We start from the raw sequence: 17,383 nt of genomic DNA, 5'->3' as shown, positions 1-17,383 counted from the left end.
GGTCGTTCCGGTCGTGCCGCGTCGCGGGCTGTGGCGCCGCGGCCGGGGCAGTGCGCCCCGGGACACCGCTGCCGAGTGCGCGGCCCGCGCCGTCAGCCGCCGAGTACCGCCATGGCCGCGTTGTGGCCCGGGATGCCGCTGACGCCGCCGCCGCGCACGGCGCCCGCGCCGCAGAGCAGGACGTTGGCGTGGCCCGTGGCGACGCCCCAGGCGCCGGCGTCCTCCCGGGCGTACGGGAAGGACAGGTCCCGGTGGAAGATGTGCCCGCCGGGGAGCCCGACCTCGCGCTCCAGGTCCAGCGGCGACTTCGCCTCGATGCAGGGCCGCCCGTCCGCGTCGACCGCGAGGCAGTCCGCCAGCGGCTCCGCGAGCACCGCGTCCAGCTGCGCGAGCGTGGCCTTGAGCAGGGCGTCCTTCGCGCCCGCGGGATCGGCCGCGAAGAGCCGCGCGGGGGCGTGCAGCCCGAACAGGGTGAGGGTGTGCATGCCGTCCGCGACGAGCCCGGGGGCCAGGATCGTGGAGTCGGTCAGCGAGTGGCAGTAGATCTCCGAGGGCGGGGCCGTGGGCACCGTGCCGGCGGCGGCCTCCTCGTAGGCCGTCTGCAACTGGGTGTAGGACTCGGCGATGTGGAAGGTGCCGGAGAACGCCTCGCGCGGGTCCGCGCCCGCGTCCCGCAGCCGCGGCAGGCGGCGCAGCAGCATGTTGACCTTGAGCTGGGCGCCCTCGGGCCGGTCCGGGGCCGCCTCGCCGAGCAGTCCGGCCAGGGCGTGCGGCGAGGCGCCCACCAGGACGTGCCCGGCCGACACCCGGCCGCCGTCGAAGTCCACCTCGGCCCGGGTCCCGTCGGTGGCGATCGCGGTGACCTCGGTGCCCGTGACGATCTCCGCCCCGGCCGCCCGCGCCGCGTCCGCCAGGGCGTCGGTGAGCGCGCCCATGCCGCCGACGGGCACGTCCCAGTCGCCCGTGCCGCCGCCGATCACGTGGTAGAGGAAGCAGCGGTTCTGCAGCAGTGAGGGGTCGTGCGCGTGCGTGAACGTGCCGATGAGGGCGTCGGTGAGCACCACGCCCCGCACCACGTCGTCGTCGAACGCCGCCTCGACGCTCTCGCCCAGCGGCCGCTCGAACAGCGCCTCCCAGGCCCGCGGGTCGTCCACGATCCGCTCCAGTTCGGCGCGCGAGGGCAGCGGACCGGTCAGCGTGGGGAAGACCCGTTCGGCGACCCGCTGCGTCATGCCGTAGAAGCGCTGCCACGCCTCGAAGTCGCGGTCGGAGCCGGTGAGCCGCACGAAGCTCTCCCGGGTGCGGGCGGCCGACCCGGCGTCCACGAGCAGGCCGCCGTCCCCGTGCGGGGTGTACGAGGAGATCCGGCGCCGCCGCACCGCGAAGCGCAGCCCCAGGTCGTCGACGATCTTCCGGGGCAGCAGGCTCACCAGGTACGAGTAGCGCGACAGCCGCGCGTCGAAACCGCTGAACGCCCGCGTCGAGACGGCGGCGCCGCCGGTCGAGGGCAGCCGCTCCAGCAGCAGCACGGAGCGGCCCGCGCGGGCGAGGTACGCGGCGGCGACCAGTCCGTTGTGGCCGCCGCCCACGATCACGGCGTCGTAGGTGGTCCGAAGGGGCCGGTGAGGCTGCGGCTGCTGCGACATGGGCCCCTTCGTATCACGGTCAGTCCCGCAGCTCCATGGTGCAGCACTTCACGCTGCCGCCCGCCTTGTGCAGCTCGGACATGTCCACCGTCAGCGGCTCGAAACCGCGCTCCCGCAGCGGCTTGAGCAGCCCCTTGGCCGCGGCCGGGACCAGGACGTTCAGGCCGTCGCTGACGCAGTTCAGGCCGAAGGCGAGCGCGTCGTCGCGGGTGGCGACCAGCGCGTCGGGGAAGAGCCGGCGCAGCACCGACCGGCTGCCGGGGGAGAAGGCGTCCGGGTAGTACATGATCTCGTCGCCGGAGAGCACGCACAGCGCCGTGTCCAGGTGGTAGAAGTGCGGATCGGTGAGCTCCAGGCCGATCACGGGTCTGCCGAAGTACTCCTGGAGCTCGGAGTGCGACAGCGGGCTGCTGCGGAAGCCCTTGCCGGCCAGCAGCCAGCTCTCGGTGACGGCGAAGTCGCCCTCGCCCTCGTTGATGTGCTGCGGGTCGTGGACGTGCGTGTAGCCGCGGCCGAGGAACCAGTCGCGGTGCGCCGGGGCCTCCGCCCTCCGCTCGATGTTGGCGAAGCGGGCGCCGAAGACCCGTCCGTCCACCACGGTCGCGCCGTTCGCCGCGAACACCATGTCCGGCAGGCCGGGCAGCGGCTGCAGGATCTCGACGGCGTGTCCCAGCGAGCGGTACCGGTCGCGGAGGTCCTCCCACTGGAAGAGGGCCAGCGCGGGATCGACCGGCTTGGCGGGGTCCATCCAGGGGTTGATGGAGTAGGTGACCCGGAAGTACGTGGGAGGACACATCAGGTACCGCCGGAACGAAGCGGTTCGCGCAGCGCTCAATGAAGGCTCCTCGCGGTGTGGTTGAGACCGTTGTGCTCATGGTGGACCCCCGGCGGACATCCCGCACCGGATTGCGGACGGAAAAATGCCCGTTCGGCCCTGGTGGGCGGCCTCTAAGGTGAGCGCATGCCGACACCCAGTCCCGCGTCCCCCGACGCCCTCTTCCCCGAGACCCGCCGTGCTCTGCTGCACCGGATCGCGGTCGCCCAGTCCGCCTCCCGCACGCCCTCCCTCGTGGCGGCCGTCGTCCGGGACGGCCGCACCGTGTGGACCGGCGCCCGGTCCTGCGTGGACGGGCACGCGCCGGACGGGGACACGCAGTACCGGATCGGCTCGATCACCAAGACCTTCGTGGCCGCGCTGGTGATGCAGCTGCGCGACGCGGGGCGCCTCGGCCTGGACGACCCGGTCGACAAATACCTCGGCGCCACCTCCGCGGACGGGGTGACGATCCGTCAACTCCTCGCACACACCGGGGGTCTGGCCTCCGAGAGCCCCGGCCCGTGGTGGGAGCGCACCTCCGGCGCGCTGCGCCCGGACCTCGACGGGGTGCTGGGCGAGCGCGCCCGGCTGCACCCGGCGGGGGAGCGGCACCACTACTCCAACCCGGGCTTCGCCCTGCTCGGCGCCGTCGTGGAGCGGCTGCACGACGGGCAGCCGTGGGACGAGGTGCTCTGGTCCCAGGTGCTGGAACCGCTCGGCATGACCCGTACCTCGCGCCGTCCGCAGGCCACGCACGCGGGCGGCTGGGCCGTGCACCCGTACGCCGAGCTGATGCTGCCCGAGGCGGTCCACGAGACCGGGCTGATGGCCCCGGCCGGTGAGCTGTGGTCGACGGCGGACGACCTGTGCCGCTGGGCGGCCTTCCTGGCCGCGGGCGACGAACACGTCCTGTCCGCCGCCACGGTGGAGGAGATGCGCCGGCCCGCGGCGCCCTCCGGCGACTACGGCCTCGGCCTCCAGGTGACGACCGGGCCCGACGGGCGGCAGCTGGTCGGGCACGGCGGTTCCATGCCCGGCTTCGTGGCCGGACTGTGGTTCGACGTCGCCGAGGGACTGGGTGCCGCCGTCCTCGCCAACTCCACCACCGGCGCCCCGACCGGGGCGATCGCCCGCGACCTGCTGGGCATCGTGACCGAGCGCGAGCCGCGCATCCCCGAACCCTGGCGCCCGGTGTCCGACCCCGACCCGGAACTGCTGGCGCTCACCGGCCCCTGGTACTGGGGCACCTCCCCCCACGTGCTGCGGCTGGCCGCCGGCCGCGACCTGGAACTCGCCCCGGCGACCCCCGGCGCCGGCCGCGGCGCCCGCTTCCGCGCCGGTCGGGACGGCACGTGGACCGGCCTGGAGGGCTACTACGACGGGGAGACGCTGCGCGCGGTCCGCGCGGCCGACGGCACCGTCACCCACCTCGACGTCGGCTCGTTCGTCTTCACCCGCACCCCCTACGACCCCGCCGCCCCGGTCCCGGGCGGCGTCGACCCGGCCGGCTGGGGCGCGCACGGGGCGTAGCCGCGGGAACGGAGCACGCGCTCAGGCGGTGAGCGGGAACTCCCGCCCGAGCGCGGCGAAGACCGCCGCGTTGTGGGCGAAGGCCCGGCGGCACTCCTCGACGACGCGCTGCTTCTCCAGCTCATCGGCCGGCAGGGCGTCGAGCAGGGCCCGGTACTCGCGCTTGAAGGCGGCGGGGTTGCCGATCGCCTCGAAGACGTAGAAGCGCACGCCGTCGCCCTTGCGGGGGAAACCCCAGGTCCTCTCCGCGATGCCGCGGATGACCTGGCCGCCGGAGAGGTCGCCGAGATAGCGGGTGTAGTGGTGGGCGACATAGCCGGCCGGCCAGTCGCGAGCGGTCTCGGTGATACGGGCGGCGTAGGCGGCGGTCTCGGGCAGTGCCGCCGCCCGCTCCCGCCAGCCGGCCCCGAGCAGGTGGCCGAGGTCGCGTTCGAGGGCGGCGACCCGCGGCAGCTCCGGGCGCAGGAAGGGGCCCGCGACGGGGTCGCCGGCCAGGGGACCGGCCGCGCCCTCCAGGGCCCGGTAGACGAACCACAGCTGCTCGGTGTAGCGGGCGTATGCGGCGACCGCGAGGCGGCCGCCGAGCAGGTCGCCGATGAAGGTGGAGTTCTCCGCCTCGCTGTGGCGGTCATGGCTGGCGGCGCGGATCAGCGCGGAGAACGGTGCGGCTCCGGAAGGGCTGGCGGGCGTCAAGGGGATCCTCCTGCGTCGGGCCCTGCAGGAATCGTGCCGACTTAGGGTTACCTAAGTCAATGGGCTTGCCGACAACCTGTCGGAAACCAGGCTACGTCCGGGTGGTGCGGTATGGGGTCATTTGCGGATTCTCTTCCCCCATTCGAGGGACCTTCCGGGCACCCCGGGTGCGGACCGGATCCGTACAGGGCGCAGGATGGAAATCCACCATCCGTGGATTCCGCTTACGTCTTTTCCCTCGTTACGTAGGGTGGAGCGAGGGTTCACACGGGCGAGGGAAGGGGCTCGATGGTCACCAAGGGCAGGTTGTCCGGCTGGTTGCGCCGGAAGGCGGGAGAGCGGGACGCCGACGGCGAGGACGGCTTCGCCCAGCGGACCCCGGGTGCCCGCGACCGGGACGACCTGCTGCTGGCGGCCGCCGTGGCGGGCCTGCCCCTGGCCCCTGCCGCGCACCCGTCCGCCGAGTCCGGCTACCGCTGCTCCTGCGACCGGATCGGCTGCCCCACCCCGGGCACCCACCCGGTCTCCTTCGCCTGGCAGACCCAGGCCACCACGGACCCGGAGAAGATCCAGCGCTGGCTGCGCACCCAGCCCCTCGCGAACTTCATCACCGCCACCGGCATCGCCCACGACGTCCTCGACGTCCCCGCCGAGGCCGGCCGGATCGCCCTGGAACGGCTGGCCGCCGAGGGCGCCGCCACCGGGCCGGTGGCCGTCTCCGACGGCCGGACACTTTTCTTCACCGGCACCCGCGCCACCGCCGACGAGGACGAGTGGTGGCCCTGCGAGCTGGACTGCCACCCCGAGACCCTGGACGAGCACCCCGGCCTGCGCTGGCACTGCCGCGCCAGTTACGTACTGATGCCGCCCTCGCGCCTGCCGTCGGGCGCCGTCGTGGCCTGGCTGCCCGGCCACGGCCCCGACCGCCCGCTGCCCGACCCCCTGCCGCTGCTCGCCGTCCTCACCGACGCCTGCGCCCAGGTCGAGCACGAGCCGGAAACGGCCGGCTGGATCAGCTGACCTCCACGCCCGCGCGGCCCCGGCCGCGGTGGGCGGCCTTGCCGCCGGGCGACCGGGCCCGGCGTGAGCGACGTCACAGCGGCGCCCCGCCGTCCTCGGTGCCCGGCGCCACGGGGGCGAACTCCCCGTTCGCGGTGGGCTGGTCGCGCTGAGCCCCGCCCCTGCCCGGCCCGGCGTGACCGACTTCTCAGCGGCGCCGCGCCCAGCGCTCCGCCGTCCGGCGCTCGGCGCCAGCGGCGCGAACTCCCCGCTCGCGGCGGGCTGCGTCGACGAGTCCTGGCCCGCCCGGGGCGAAGAGGCGGTGTCCCAGGCGCACCCGGTTGCACCACAGCCCCCGAGCCACCGCCCGGACGGCCAGTCCGCAGCCGCGTGATACGCCAGAGACCGGCCCCCTCGGCACTGCCGAGGGGGCCGGTCTCACGGTGGTGATCAGTCGTGCGCCGACGGCGTCAGCCTTCGTCGCCGACCGGACGGGCGCCCGCTTCCCGTGCACCGTCACGCACGCCGTCGGCGGGCACCTTCGCGGCCGGCGCCGCGACGCGGCCGGGGTGCAGGAAGAAGAACATCGTCGGTACGAGGTACACCGCCCAGACCGTGACCTGGAGCCAGGTCGGGTCCGGCTGGAAGTTGAACACGCCCTTGAGCAGCGTCCCGTACCAGGAGTCGACCGGGATCGTCGAGCTGATGTCGAAGGCCCGCGCGCCCAGCCCGGGCAGCCAGTCGGCCTCCTGGAGGTCGTGGAAGCCGTACGCGAGGACGCCGGCGGCCACGACGACCAGCATCGCGCCGGTCCAGGTGAAGAACTTGGCCAGGTTGATGCGTACCGCGCCGCGGTAGAACAGCCAGCCCAGCACCACGGCCGTGAGCAGTCCCAGCGCCGCGCCGACCAGCGGCCGCACGCCGTCGTCGGTGGCCTGCACGGCGGTCCAGATGAACAGCGAGGTCTCCAGCCCCTCACGGCCCACCGCGAGGAAGGAGGTGACGATCAGGGCGCCGGTGCCCATGGCGACCGCGGCGTCCAGCTTGCCGTGCAGCTCGGCCCTGAGGTGCCGCGCGGTGCGCCGCATCCAGAACACCATCCAGGTCACCAGGCCGACCGCGATGACCGACAGCGAGCCGCCGAGGGCCTCCTGCGCCTGGAAGGTCAGCTCGGAGGAGCCGAACTGCAGGGCGGCGCCGAAGCCCAGGCTCAGCAGCACCGCGGCGCCGACGCCGAGCCAGACCGGCGGCAGCTTGTCCTTGCGGTCGGTCTTCACCAGGTAGGCGACCAGGATGCAGACGACCAGGCTGGCCTCCAGGCCCTCACGGAGTCCGATCAGGTAGTTGCCGAACACCCGCCGTCACTTCCTTTCAGTTGTTCTCGAAGAGCGCGCGGCCCCACCAGTCGCCGGTGTCCCGGACGCCCGGCGGTACGGCGTAGACGGCCGAACCCACGTGCTGGATGTACTCGTTGAGCGCGTCGGTCTTGGCCAGCCGCATCTGCAGCGGGATGAAGCCGTCGCGCACGTCGCGCTGGTAGGCGAGGAAGAACAGCCCGGCGTCCAGCCGTCCGAGGCCGTCGGTGCCGTCGGTGAAGGAGTAGCCGCGCCGCAGGATGGTGACGCCGCTGTTGTCCGGGTGCGAGAGGCGGACGTGCGCGTCCGGCTTCATCGCCTTGAAGTCCGGGGTGTCCCGCTCGTGCTTCCTGCCGAGCGGCGCGCCCTCGCCCTTGGTCCGGCCGAAGACGTCCTCCTGCTCGCGCAGGGAGGTCCGGTCCCAGGTCTCGATGTGCATCCGGATACGCCGGGCCACCAGGTACGAGCCGCCGGACATCCAGGCCGGCCCGTCGGCGGACGCGACCCACACGTGCTTGTCCTGGACGGACGCGTCGGAGCCGGCGGCGTTGTGCGTGCCGTCCTTGAAGCCCATCAGGTTGCGCGGGGTCTGCTCGTCGGGCGTGGTCGAGGAGGTCTTGCCGAAGCCGAGCTGCGACCAGCGCATCGCGACCTTGCCGAAGCCGATGCGGGCCAGGTTGCGGATGGCGTGCACCGCCACCTGCGGGTCGTCGGCGCAGGCCTGGACGCACAGGTCGCCGCCGCTGCGGCTCGTGTCCAGGTTGTCGCCGGGGAACTTCGGCAGGTCCACCAGGGCTTCGGGACGCTTGCCGGCGAGCCCGAAGCGGTCCTTGCCGTCCGCGCCGCGGAAGAGCGAGGGCCCGAAGCCGATGGTGAGCGTGAGCCGCGAGGGCTGCAGGCCGAGGGCCTCGCCGGTGTCGTCCGGCGGGGCCTCGGCGAGACCGCCGACCGCGCCCTCGCCGACCGGCCGGCCCTGCGTCATCTTGCGTGCGGCCTCGGTCCACTCCTTGAGGAGCGCGACCAGTTCCTCGCGGTCCTCGGTCGTGACGTCGAAGGACGCGAAGTGCAGCCGGTCCTGGACCGGAGTGGTGATGCCGGCCTGATGCGCGCCGTGGAAGGCGATCGCGCTGCCCGCGGAGGCCGCGGGCTGCACATCGTTCCCTGACCGTACGGCGGCCACGGCGCTGCCGGCCGCGGCGGCGCCGAGGACGACCCCGGCGCCGGTCCAGCCGAGCAGCGTGCGCCGCGAGGTGGTGGTTTCCTCGGACATGCTCCCCAGTCCCTTGCGATTACTTGGCGACGGCCGCGGCGAGCTTGGACAGCGGCTCGGCGAGTGCGTTGACGCCGTCCGAGAGGGCCTTGCGGTCGGCCTTGCCGACGGTGTCGTACGAGACGAACGTGTCGCCCTTGCGGTACTTGGCCAACAGGCCGTTCACGGCCGTGAACTGCTTGTCGAGCTCGGCGGTGAGCGCGGCGTCGTTCTCGGCGGCGACCGGCTTCAGCAGCTCGTACGCCTTCTGCGCGCCCTCGACGTTGGCCTGGAAGTCCGACAGGTCGGTGTGGGAGTAGAAGTCCTCCTCGCCGGTGATCTTGCCGGTGGCGACCTCGTCCAGCAGCTCCTTGGCTCCGTTGGCCATGCTGGTGGCGGTGATGTCGGCCTTGCCGACCCGGGTCTGCCAGTCCTTCAGGTCGGTGACGAGCTGGTCGGCGAGGGTGCCCTCCTCGGCGCCGGCCTTCTTGTCCTTCCACAGGGACTTCTCCAGGCGGTGCCAGCCGGTCCACTTCTGGCCGTCCTCCAGACCGTCCTCACGGGTGTCGGTCAGGGGGTCGATGTCGCCGAAGGACTCGGCGACCGGCTCGGTGCGCTCCCAGCCGACGCGCGAGGGCGCGAAGAGCGACTTGGCCTTCTCCACGTCGCCGGCCTTGACGGCGTCGGCGAACTGCTGGACCACCGGGATGGTCTGGTCCGCCTGCTCCTGGGCGTACTTGCGGTACGCGGCGACGGCCGTGTCCAGGCGCGGGTCGGACGTCACGGCACCCTTGCCGGTCACGGTGATCTTCTGGCGGATGCCGTCGCCCTGCATGCCGGGCTTGCAGGCGATCTCGTACGAACCGGCCTTGATCTCGGCGGTGATGGTGGCCTTGGTGCCGGGGCCGATGTTCTCCCGCTCGGTCACGATCTTGTCGCTGGGCGTGTAGACGTAGACCTCGGTGACCTTGGAGCCCGTGTTCTTCACGGCGAGCTGTACATGCCCGGCCGGGAAGGTGGTCTTGGAGATGTCGCAGGCGGTGTCCGAAGCGGTCACCGTGATCGCGTCCGAGGAGGCGCTGTCGGCCTTCTCCGCGCAGCCGGTCACGGCGGTGACGGCGACCACTATGCCGGCGGCGGCTACTGCGGACATGCGGACGGCGGACATACGGGCTCCTGGCGGATCGGTGGGGCGAGGACTTAGGCAAGCCTTCCTGTGGAAAGGCTTGCCTAACCTATCCGAGCCTCATCTCACCTTGCCCACTATCGAGTAAAGAAATGGTAATGAAGGGCGTGGCGGCACTCGGTGCGCGTCACGAAGGCGTCACGGCAGGGTCAGCACCTCGGCGCCCGTGTCCGTGACCACGAGGGTGTGCTCGAACTGCGCGGTGCGCTTGCGGTCCTTGGTGACCACCGTCCAGCCGTCGTCCCAGATCTCGTACTCGTGGGTGCCGAGCGTCAGCATGGGCTCGATGGTGAAGGTCATGCCCGGCTTCATCACCGTGGTGGCGCGGGGGTCGTCGTAGTGCGGAACGATCAGGCCCGAGTGGAAGGCCGTGTTGATGCCGTGGCCGGTGAAGTCGCGCACCACGCCGTACCCGAAGCGCTTGGCGTACGACTCGATCACCCGGCCGATCACATTGATCTGCCGGCCCGGCTTGACGGCCTTGATCGCGCGATTCAGCGACTCGCGGGTGCGGTCCACCAACTGCCGCGACGCCTCGTCGACTTCGCCGACGAAGTAGGTGGCGTTGGTGTCGCCGTGCACGCCGTGGACGAAGGCCGTGACGTCGAGGTTGACGATGTCGCCGTCACGCAGGAGCGTCGAGTCGGGGATGCCGTGGCAGATCACCTCGTTGATCGAGGCGCACAGCGACTTGGGGAAACCGCGGTAGCCCAGGTCCGAGGGATAGGCCTGGTGGTCGCACATGTACTCGTGGGCGATCCGGTCCAGTTCGTCGGTGGTGACCCCGGGCGCGATGGCCTTCGCCGCCTCCTCCATCGCCCGCGCGGCGATCCGGGACGCGACGCGCATCTTCTCGACGGTCTCCGCCGACTGCACCTCCGGCCCGTCGTACGGCCGCGGGGCCGGACGCCCCACGTACTCGGGCCGCGGGATCGAGGCGGGGACGTGACGCGTGGGGGAGAGCTTGCCGGGCACCAGGACAGACATGTCAGCGAGTGTATCGGCGGCCGGTCGGGCAGCATGGCGGCAGGACGTCGTAGGAGGAGGAGCGATGGCGCCGTTCAGGAGGGTCCGCAAGCCGGCCGGAAAGCCCGGTGAGTGGTTCTACTGCATCGAGCACAGAAAGGTGGAGGAGGGGCCGGAGTGCCCGGCCAAGGACCGCATGGGGCCGTACCCCAGCCGGGCCGACGCCGAGCGTGCGATGGAGACCGCCGCCGAGCGCAACCTGCAGTGGGAGAACGATCCGCGGTGGAAGGACCAGCCGCGCGAGGGCGAGGGCGACTGAGCCACCCGGTCGTGACCAGGCGCACGCCGGGCCGAGGCCCGCGCCGGCCGGGACCCCGGCCGGCGCGCGGCGGCCCGTTCCCTCCGCGCGCCCACCCGCTTCACCCGATTGGTTGGTCCCGGGGAGCGGGCCCGGAACTCCCGCCGGCTACCCACGCGTAGCACATCACCCCCTTTCTTGTCCGAAGTTTCGAACGCATTGAGGTTCAGACCAAGGACGCTCCGTTTCTCAGGACATGCGGACCGGATCCGACCACGGCAGGTCGGACGGAGCCGGAGGAAAACGGAGAAAAGGGGCCCCATGTCCAGGAAACGCAGGCTCGGGACCAAGCAGAAGATCGCGCTGATGACGGGCGCGGCGACGCTCGCCGGCGGCTTCGCCGTGGCGACGATGGCCAGCGGCCACGCCTCCGTGGTGTGCGACGGCCTCGACCAGGCGATACGCAACAACCAGGCCTTCATCGCGGGCCAGCGGGCGAATCCCGACGCGCAGTCGGCGGCCCGCATCGCCAACCGCGAGGCGGTCATCCAGCAGATCAACGTGCAGCGTCAGGCCTCGGGATGCGGTGCGGCCCCGGGGGCTCCCGCCGCCGCGGCCCCGGCGGCGCCTGCCGCGCCCGCCGCGGGTCAGGGTCAGGGCCAGAACCAGGCGCAGCCGCCCGCCGCGCCGCCCGCGGGGGCCGCGAACGGCCAGGTGGTCTGCCCGGGTTCGACGGTGACGCTGTCCGGCGAGGCGGGCGCCCCGGGTGCGTCCAGCAACCAGTTCCCGATGGGCACCAGGCTCAAGGTGACGAACCTGGACAACGGCAAGTCCACGACGGTCGCCGTGACGTCGACGTCCGGAAGCTGTGTGCTGCTCAACAACGCGGCCTTCGAGCAGGTCCGCGAGCCGGGCAAGTTCCTGATCCGGAAGGCGCGCATCGAGCGCGTCGGCTGATCGGCGCCGATCCGCGCCGGTCTCCGGCGACCACCCGAGCCGTCCGGGCCACCGCCGAACCAGGAAGCGGCGGTGGCCCGGACCTCTTGACGGGGGCACGACACTCCGCTTCAATCCGGCGTGACAGGTCCAGACCAACGGTCCAGACCACTTGCCCGGCACCGTCTGAACCCCCCGCCCCCCACTGGGAGGTCACGTGCTCTTCCGTCGTCATGTCCCGCGCACCGGATCGCGCAGATCCCGCATCCTCTCCGTCGTCACCGCAGCCTTCCTGGTCGCCGCCGGCAGCCTGATCGTCCTGCCCGGCACCGCACAGGCGGCCAACCTCGTCAGCAACCCCGGCTTCGAGAGCGGCAGCCTGTCCGGCTGGTCCTGCTCGGGCGGATCCGTCGTCAGCAGCCCGGTGCACAGCGGCACCAAGGCGCTGGCCGGCGCCGTCAGCAGCAGCGACACCGCCCAGTGCACCCAGACCGTCTCGGTGCAGCCCAACACCGCCTACTCGCTGACCGGTTGGGTGCGCGGAGCGTACGTCTACCTCGGTGTCACCGGCGGCGCCTCCACCTGGACGCCGTCCGCCGCCTCGTACACCCAGCTGACGGTGCCCTTCACCACCGGTGCCTCGCAGACCAGCGTGCAGCTGTACGTCCACGGCTGGTACGCCCAGGGCACCTACAACGCCGACGACATCAGCCTCGACGGGCCGGGCGGCGGGGGCGGCGGCGACACGCAGGCGCCCACCGCGCCCAGCGGTCTGACCTCCACGGGCAAGACCTCCTCCAGCGTCTCGCTGTCCTGGAACGCCTCCTCCGACAACGTCGGCGTCACCAGCTACGACGTCTACCGCGGCAGCACCCTGGCCACCACCGTGACCGGCACCTCCGCCACCGTCACCGGCCTGGCCGCGAGCACCGCCTACACCTTCACCGTCAAGGCGCGCGACGCCGCGGGCAACACCTCGGCGGCCTCCAACGCGGTGAGCGTCACCACCAGCGCGGGCGGTGGCGGCGGCACCGGCTTCAAGCAGGCCGCGCCCTACCTCTACCTCGGCTGGGGCGACCCGCCGAGCCCGTCCACGGTGATGAGCGCCACCGGCGTCAAGTGGTTCACGATGGCCTTCATCCTCTCCTCCGGCGGCTGCAACCCCGCCTGGGACGGCTCCCGTCCGCTGACCGGCGGCAACGACCAGTCCACCATCAACGCCATCCGTGCGGCGGGCGGCGACATCGTCCCGTCCATCGGCGGCTGGAGCGGCAACAAGCTCGGGCCCAACTGCTCGACCCCCGAGGCGCTGGCCGGCGCCTACCAGCAGGTGATCAACGCGTACGGCCTCAAGGCGATCGACGTCGACATCGAGAACACCGACGAGTTCGAGAGCGAGGTCGTCCAGGACCGCGTCCTGAACGCGCTGAAGATCGTCAAGCAGAACAACCCCGGCATCCGGACGATCCTCACCTTCGGCACCTCGACGACCGGCCCGACCTACTGGGGCGGCCGGCTCATCGACCGGGCCAACGCGCTCGGCGCCAACATCGACGTCTTCACGATCATGCCGTTCGACTTCGGCGGCGGCGCCGACATGTACGGCAACACCGTGAACGCCGCCGAGGGGCTGAAGACCAAGCTGAAGTCCACCTTCGGCTGGGACGACGCCACCGCCTACGCCCACCTCGGCATCTCCGGCATGAACGGTCTGAGCGACCAGCAGGAGAACACCACCCCGGCCATCTGGACCCAGATCCGGGACTGGGCCAACTCCCACCACATCGCCCGGCTCGCCTACTGGGCCGTCAACCGTGACCGCCCCTGCGCGGGCGGCGGCGTGACCAGCAACTGCTCCGGCATCAACCAGAGCACCTGGCAGTTCACCTCGATCACCGCCGGCTTCACCGGCTGATCCGCGGCCCGGCCGGGGCACCGGCCGGGCCCACCGACCGCCCCACGGGTCAGGCGGCGGGGGACACCACGTCCTCCGCCGCCGTCCGCATGCTCACCGCGTGCTCGTTGGTCCGCGCGTCGTACGCCATCAGCGTCGGCAGGCACACCGCCAGCGTCCCGACCGCCGCCACGCATGCCAGCCCGCCGGTCCACACCGAGGTCCGCAGCCCCAGCGCCGCCGCCGCGCCACCGGCCCGCACCTGGCCCAGCTGCGGTCCGGTCATGAAGGACAGCAGCTCGATGCCGGCCAGCCGGCCGCGCAGGGTGTCCGGGATGGTCTGGTTCCAGATCGTCGAGCGGAACACCCCGCTGATCATGTCCAGCGCGCCCGCCAGCACCAGGAACAGCAGCACCAGCCACACATTGCGGGTCAGCCCGGCCGCCGCCATGCACAGGCCGAAGCCCGCCGCGGCCAGCACGATCGCCACGCCGTGCCGGTGCACCCGGCTGGACCAGCCGCTCGTCAGGCTCATCAGCATCGCCCCGGCCGGCAGCGCCGCGTACATCAGGCCCAGCGACCACGGGGCGCCCAGGTCGTCCGCCATGAACGGGAACACGGCGATCGGGAACGCCAGGCCCATCGCCGCGATGTCCACCACGTAGGTGCCCAGCAGTTCCTTGCGGCTCCACGCGTAGCGCGCGCCCTCGCCGATCGAGCGCAGCGACGGGCGCTCCGCGTCGTGCGAGGGCGGCGACGGTCGCAGCCGCAGGCCCAGCAGCAGCGACACGGCGAAGGTCAGGGCGTCGATGGCGTACGCCCAGCGCAGGCCCGCGTAGGCGATCAGCACGCCGGCCAGCGCGGGTGCCGCGATGGCGCCGAGCTGCCAGCGCAGCGCGTTCAGCGAGGCCGCCGCGGTGAGCTGGTCGTGCGGCACGATACGGGGCACGATCGCGTCCAGCGCGGGGCGTTGCAGACCCCCGAGCGCGCTCGTCAGCGCCGCCACCACGTACAGCGGCCAGAGCAGCGGACGCGGGAGCAGGGTGTTGGCCAGCAGCAGGGCCGACATCAGGCCGAGCGCCGCCTCCGTCCACAGGATCAGCTTCCGCCGGTCGAGGGCGTCGGCCAGGGCGCCCCCGTAGAGCCCGAACACCACCAGCGGGACCAGTTCCACCGCGCCCAGTGCGCCGACCGCGAGGGTCGAGCCGGTCAGGTCCTTGATCTGGACCGGGAGCGCCACGAACGTCAGGAAGCTGCCGAAGCCGGTGATCAGCCCGGCGCACCACATCAGGCGGAAGTCGCGGGAACTGCGCCATGGGGCGAGGTCGGGGAGGAGATTGCGCACCTTGGCATGTTTGGCGGGCGGGCGCCGGGACGCAACGCATTTTCCGCCGCCTTCCCGGCCGTTCCGGCGCGTGCACCGGAACGGCCGGGACAGGTGTCACGCCATGAGGCCGGCCGCCTCGAGGCGCTCGCCGATGGCCTTCACCGCGGTGTCGTCCAGCGGGGTCTGCGGCGCGGCCGTGGCCGGGCAGGGGATGACGCCCCGCAGGTGCAGTGCCGCCTTGAAGGCGCCGAGCGCCGAGGCACTGGCGCTCATCGGGGCGGCCGCGGCGCCGATGTCGACGATCGAGAAGAGCGCGGCGAGCCGGTCCTGCTCGGCGGCGGCCTCCCGCCAGCGCCCGGCGAGCGCGTGCTCGTACAGCCGCACATAGCCGTGCGGGTCGACGTTGCCGAGTCCGGGCACGACGCCGTGGGCCCCCGCCAGCAGGGCGGCGTCGACGGTGAGTTCGGAGCCGGTGAGCAGCGAGAAGGAGCCGGCCAGACCGCGCCGGCGGAGCTCGACGAGCAGTCGGCGCATGCCGCCGTCGGCGCCGCTGCTGTCCTTGAGCCCGGCCAGCGTGCCGTTCTCGGCCAGCGCCAGCACCGTCGCGGCGGGCAGCTTGGTGTGCACGGCGGAGGGGATGTCGTACGCGAACAGCGGCAGGCCGTCCGCGCCGTCCCGCACCCGGCGGAAGTGGTCGGCGATCTCGACCGGGTGCGTGGTGGTGTAGAAGGGCGCGGTCGCCACCAGGCCGTCCGCGCCCGCCGCGACGGCCGCGCGGACATGGTCCAGCACCCGCGCCGTGGTCATGTCGACGACCCCGGCGAGCACGGGGACGCGCCCGCCGACCGCCTCGACGACGGTGGTGAGCGCGATCCGGCGTTGTGCGTCGGACAGATAGGCCGTCTCGCCGCTCGACCCGAGCGCGAAGACGCCGTGGACGCCCGCCGACAGCACATGGCCGACCAGGGCGCGCAGCCCGTCGGTGTCCACGTCGCCCGCGGGAGTGAGAGGAGTGCACAGAGGAGGTACGACGCCACGCAAGGGGGCGTGCATAACGGTCATAACGCCCACTTCTACCAGCTTGCCGGGGGCGGTGACATGAACTGCTCGGCGAGCCGCGCGAGCCGCGGCAGCCGGTCCCGCAGCCGCGGCCGCCGCCCCGCGGCGGCACTGACCAGGTGCTGCAGCAGATCCAGCCCGACCTCGCCGGGCTCCGGCGGCACGGACAGCGCCTCATGGGCGAGCCCGGCGAGCTCCCGGTCGCCCGCGTCCATCGCCAGTACCGTCGCCCCGGCCCGCCGGGCGCCGTCCACCCGTTCCAGCAGTGCCGCCTCCGCCCGTTCGGGTGTGACCACCAGCACCGTCTCGCCGCGCCGCGCGGCCTCCAGCCGGGCGGTGCCGACCGCGAGATGCGCGGGGGCGCCCGGCGGCACGCGCTGCCGCACCAGCGTGGGGGAGAGTTCCGGCAGCCCGCTCCAGGCCGCCTCGTCGTCCAGATGGGCGGCCATGTGCCACGGCTCGTACCCACCGGCGCCCACCAGCAGCAGGCCGCCCGGGGACCCGCGGCCGACGGCGCCGCGCAGCGCCCCCGCGAACGTCCGGGTCCGCTCCGGCCACTCGCTGCCGGCCAGCAGTTCACGGACGACCTCGACCCGTACGGCATCCATGCCACGGCATCCTGGCGCAGGCCCCCGCCGTCAGCAGGGGCTTCCCGTCCGGCTCACCCGAAGGGGGTCAGTGTGCGGGAGCGGCGCGCGAGACCCTGGCCCGCACGTCGGTGAAGTGCCGGCGCATCGCCGCCCGCGCCGCGCCCGCGTCCCCGGTGCGCAGGGCGCCGACCACCGCGCGGTGGTTGGCGATGATGCGCTCGACGGGGTCGTCGGCGGGCGCGAGGGCGGAGCCGACGTCCTGGTAGACGCTCCAGAACAGATCGATGAGCTGGAGCACCAGTTCGTTGTCGCAGGTCGCGTACAACAGCGCGTGGAACGCGCGGTCGGCGTCCGGATCGGTGACCATCCGCGAGGCGAGCGCGTCGAGTTCGTCCAGCCGCTCCGCCGGTATGGTCCCCGCCACCTCGCCGATCAGGCCGACCTCCAGCAGTTCGCGCACCGCCACCAGGTCGGCCAGCGCCCGTACCCGGGAGCGGATGTGGAAGGTGAGCGAGGGCAGCAGCACCCGCAGCGGCGCGTCGGTCACGAAGGTGCCGGTGCCGTGGCGTATCTCGACGATGCCGAGCGCCTGCAGCGCGCGCACCGCCTCGCGCACGCTGTTGCGGCCGGCGCCCAGCAGATCCATCAGCTGGGGCTCGGTGGGCAAAGTCGCGCCGGGGGCGAGTCGCTGCTCGTGGATGAGCTCGATGATGCGATCCTGAAGCGTCGGGCCGCGGCCCCCGCCGGCGGTTCTGGTCACAAGTGGCCGCCTTTCCCTCGTGCTGTCGTGCTTTCTTGACGTGCCGTCAGTCTCTTGTCTACCGTCCCTTGACGACAA

General features: G+C 72.7%; 16 protein-coding genes. 5 read left to right on the top strand and 11 right to left on the bottom strand.

The annotated features are described in order from the left end of the window. Positions 1–92: 92 nt before the first annotated feature. Positions 93–1,646 carry a phytoene desaturase family protein gene (locus tag ACFYXS_RS00160; RefSeq protein WP_389242114.1) on the bottom strand — a complete coding sequence of 518 codons (1,554 nt, stop codon included), beginning with the start codon at positions 1,644–1,646 and terminating at the stop codon, positions 93–95. A gap of 19 nt (positions 1,647–1,665) precedes the next feature. After that, positions 1,666–2,442 carry a dimethylargininase gene (gene ddaH / locus ACFYXS_RS00155; protein ID WP_389243449.1) on the bottom strand — a complete coding sequence of 259 codons (777 nt, stop codon included), beginning with the start codon at positions 2,440–2,442 and terminating at the stop codon, positions 1,666–1,668. Between the two features lie 165 nt (positions 2,443–2,607). Here ddaH and ACFYXS_RS00150 point away from each other — a divergent pair, with 165 nt between their 5' ends. Further along, a complete protein-coding gene (locus ACFYXS_RS00150) occupies positions 2,608–3,993 on the top strand; it encodes a serine hydrolase domain-containing protein (protein ID WP_389242112.1) in 1,386 nt (461 codons plus the stop codon). A 21-nt stretch (positions 3,994–4,014) separates the two neighbouring features. Here the strand turns inward: ACFYXS_RS00150 and ACFYXS_RS00145 are convergent, their stop codons facing one another. Next, the gene (locus ACFYXS_RS00145; protein WP_389242110.1) at positions 4,015–4,686 is read right to left on the bottom strand and encodes a heme oxygenase (biliverdin-producing); all 672 of its coding nucleotides are present in this window, start codon (positions 4,684–4,686) and stop codon (positions 4,015–4,017) included. A 288-nt stretch (positions 4,687–4,974) separates the two neighbouring features. On the opposite strand from ACFYXS_RS00145, the gene ACFYXS_RS00140 reads away from it, so the two are divergent. Next, on the top strand, positions 4,975–5,706 hold the full coding sequence (locus ACFYXS_RS00140) for a bifunctional DNA primase/polymerase (protein ID WP_389242108.1): 732 nt from the start codon (positions 4,975–4,977) through the stop codon (positions 5,704–5,706). Positions 5,707–6,155: 449 nt separating this feature from the next. On the opposite strand, the gene efeU is transcribed toward ACFYXS_RS00140, so the two are convergent. The 4 genes from efeU to map all read right to left on the bottom strand — a co-directional run bounded on the left by efeU (position 6,156) and on the right by map (position 10,462). Then, positions 6,156–7,040 carry an iron uptake transporter permease EfeU gene (gene efeU, locus ACFYXS_RS00135; RefSeq protein ID WP_389242106.1) on the bottom strand — a complete coding sequence of 295 codons (885 nt, stop codon included), beginning with the start codon at positions 7,038–7,040 and terminating at the stop codon, positions 6,156–6,158. A gap of 16 nt (positions 7,041–7,056) precedes the next feature. Continuing rightward, a complete protein-coding gene (efeB, locus tag ACFYXS_RS00130; protein WP_389242104.1) occupies positions 7,057–8,310 on the bottom strand; it encodes an iron uptake transporter deferrochelatase/peroxidase subunit in 1,254 nt (417 codons plus the stop codon). Positions 8,311–8,329: 19 nt separating this feature from the next. After that, positions 8,330–9,457, bottom strand: a complete 1,128-nt coding sequence (efeO, locus tag ACFYXS_RS00125; protein WP_389242102.1) for an iron uptake system protein EfeO — start codon at positions 9,455–9,457, stop codon at positions 8,330–8,332. A 156-nt stretch (positions 9,458–9,613) separates the two neighbouring features. After that, positions 9,614–10,462 carry a type I methionyl aminopeptidase gene (map, locus tag ACFYXS_RS00120; protein WP_389242100.1) on the bottom strand — a complete coding sequence of 283 codons (849 nt, stop codon included), beginning with the start codon at positions 10,460–10,462 and terminating at the stop codon, positions 9,614–9,616. A gap of 64 nt (positions 10,463–10,526) precedes the next feature. Between map and ACFYXS_RS00115 the strand changes: the two genes are divergently transcribed. From ACFYXS_RS00115 to ACFYXS_RS00105, 3 genes are all read left to right on the top strand, one after another. Continuing rightward, a complete protein-coding gene (locus ACFYXS_RS00115) occupies positions 10,527–10,760 on the top strand; it encodes a hypothetical protein (RefSeq protein ID WP_384294660.1) in 234 nt (77 codons plus the stop codon). 300 nt (positions 10,761–11,060) lie between these two features. Further along, on the top strand, positions 11,061–11,696 hold the full coding sequence (locus tag ACFYXS_RS00110) for a hypothetical protein (RefSeq protein WP_389242098.1): 636 nt from the start codon (positions 11,061–11,063) through the stop codon (positions 11,694–11,696). A gap of 244 nt (positions 11,697–11,940) precedes the next feature. Then, positions 11,941–13,590, top strand: coding sequence for a carbohydrate binding domain-containing protein (locus ACFYXS_RS00105; RefSeq protein ID WP_389243447.1), 1,650 nt, complete (start codon positions 11,941–11,943; stop codon positions 13,588–13,590). A 49-nt stretch (positions 13,591–13,639) separates the two neighbouring features. Here ACFYXS_RS00105 and ACFYXS_RS00100 read toward each other — a convergent pair whose 3' ends face one another. The 4 genes from ACFYXS_RS00100 to ACFYXS_RS00085 form a co-directional block, all read right to left on the bottom strand. Further along, positions 13,640–14,914, bottom strand: a complete 1,275-nt coding sequence (locus tag ACFYXS_RS00100; RefSeq protein ID WP_389242096.1) for an MFS transporter — start codon at positions 14,912–14,914, stop codon at positions 13,640–13,642. A gap of 96 nt (positions 14,915–15,010) precedes the next feature. Next, on the bottom strand, positions 15,011–15,949 hold the full coding sequence (locus ACFYXS_RS00095; protein WP_389243445.1) for a dihydrodipicolinate synthase family protein: 939 nt from the start codon (positions 15,947–15,949) through the stop codon (positions 15,011–15,013). A gap of 20 nt (positions 15,950–15,969) precedes the next feature. Continuing rightward, on the bottom strand, positions 15,970–16,563 hold the full coding sequence (locus ACFYXS_RS00090) for a hypothetical protein (protein ID WP_389242094.1): 594 nt from the start codon (positions 16,561–16,563) through the stop codon (positions 15,970–15,972). A gap of 67 nt (positions 16,564–16,630) precedes the next feature. After that, complete coding sequence (locus tag ACFYXS_RS00085) at positions 16,631–17,305, bottom strand: FadR/GntR family transcriptional regulator (protein WP_389242092.1); 675 nt, start codon at positions 17,303–17,305, stop codon at positions 16,631–16,633. Between the last annotated feature and the right edge of the window lie 78 nt (positions 17,306–17,383).

The sequence above is a fragment of the Streptomyces sp. NPDC002574 genome (assembly GCF_042889545.1).
Lineage (GTDB): Bacteria > Actinomycetota > Actinomycetes > Streptomycetales > Streptomycetaceae > Actinacidiphila.
Note: the sequence above shows the minus strand (reverse complement) of the source record. Positions and strands in the feature narration are given on the sequence as shown.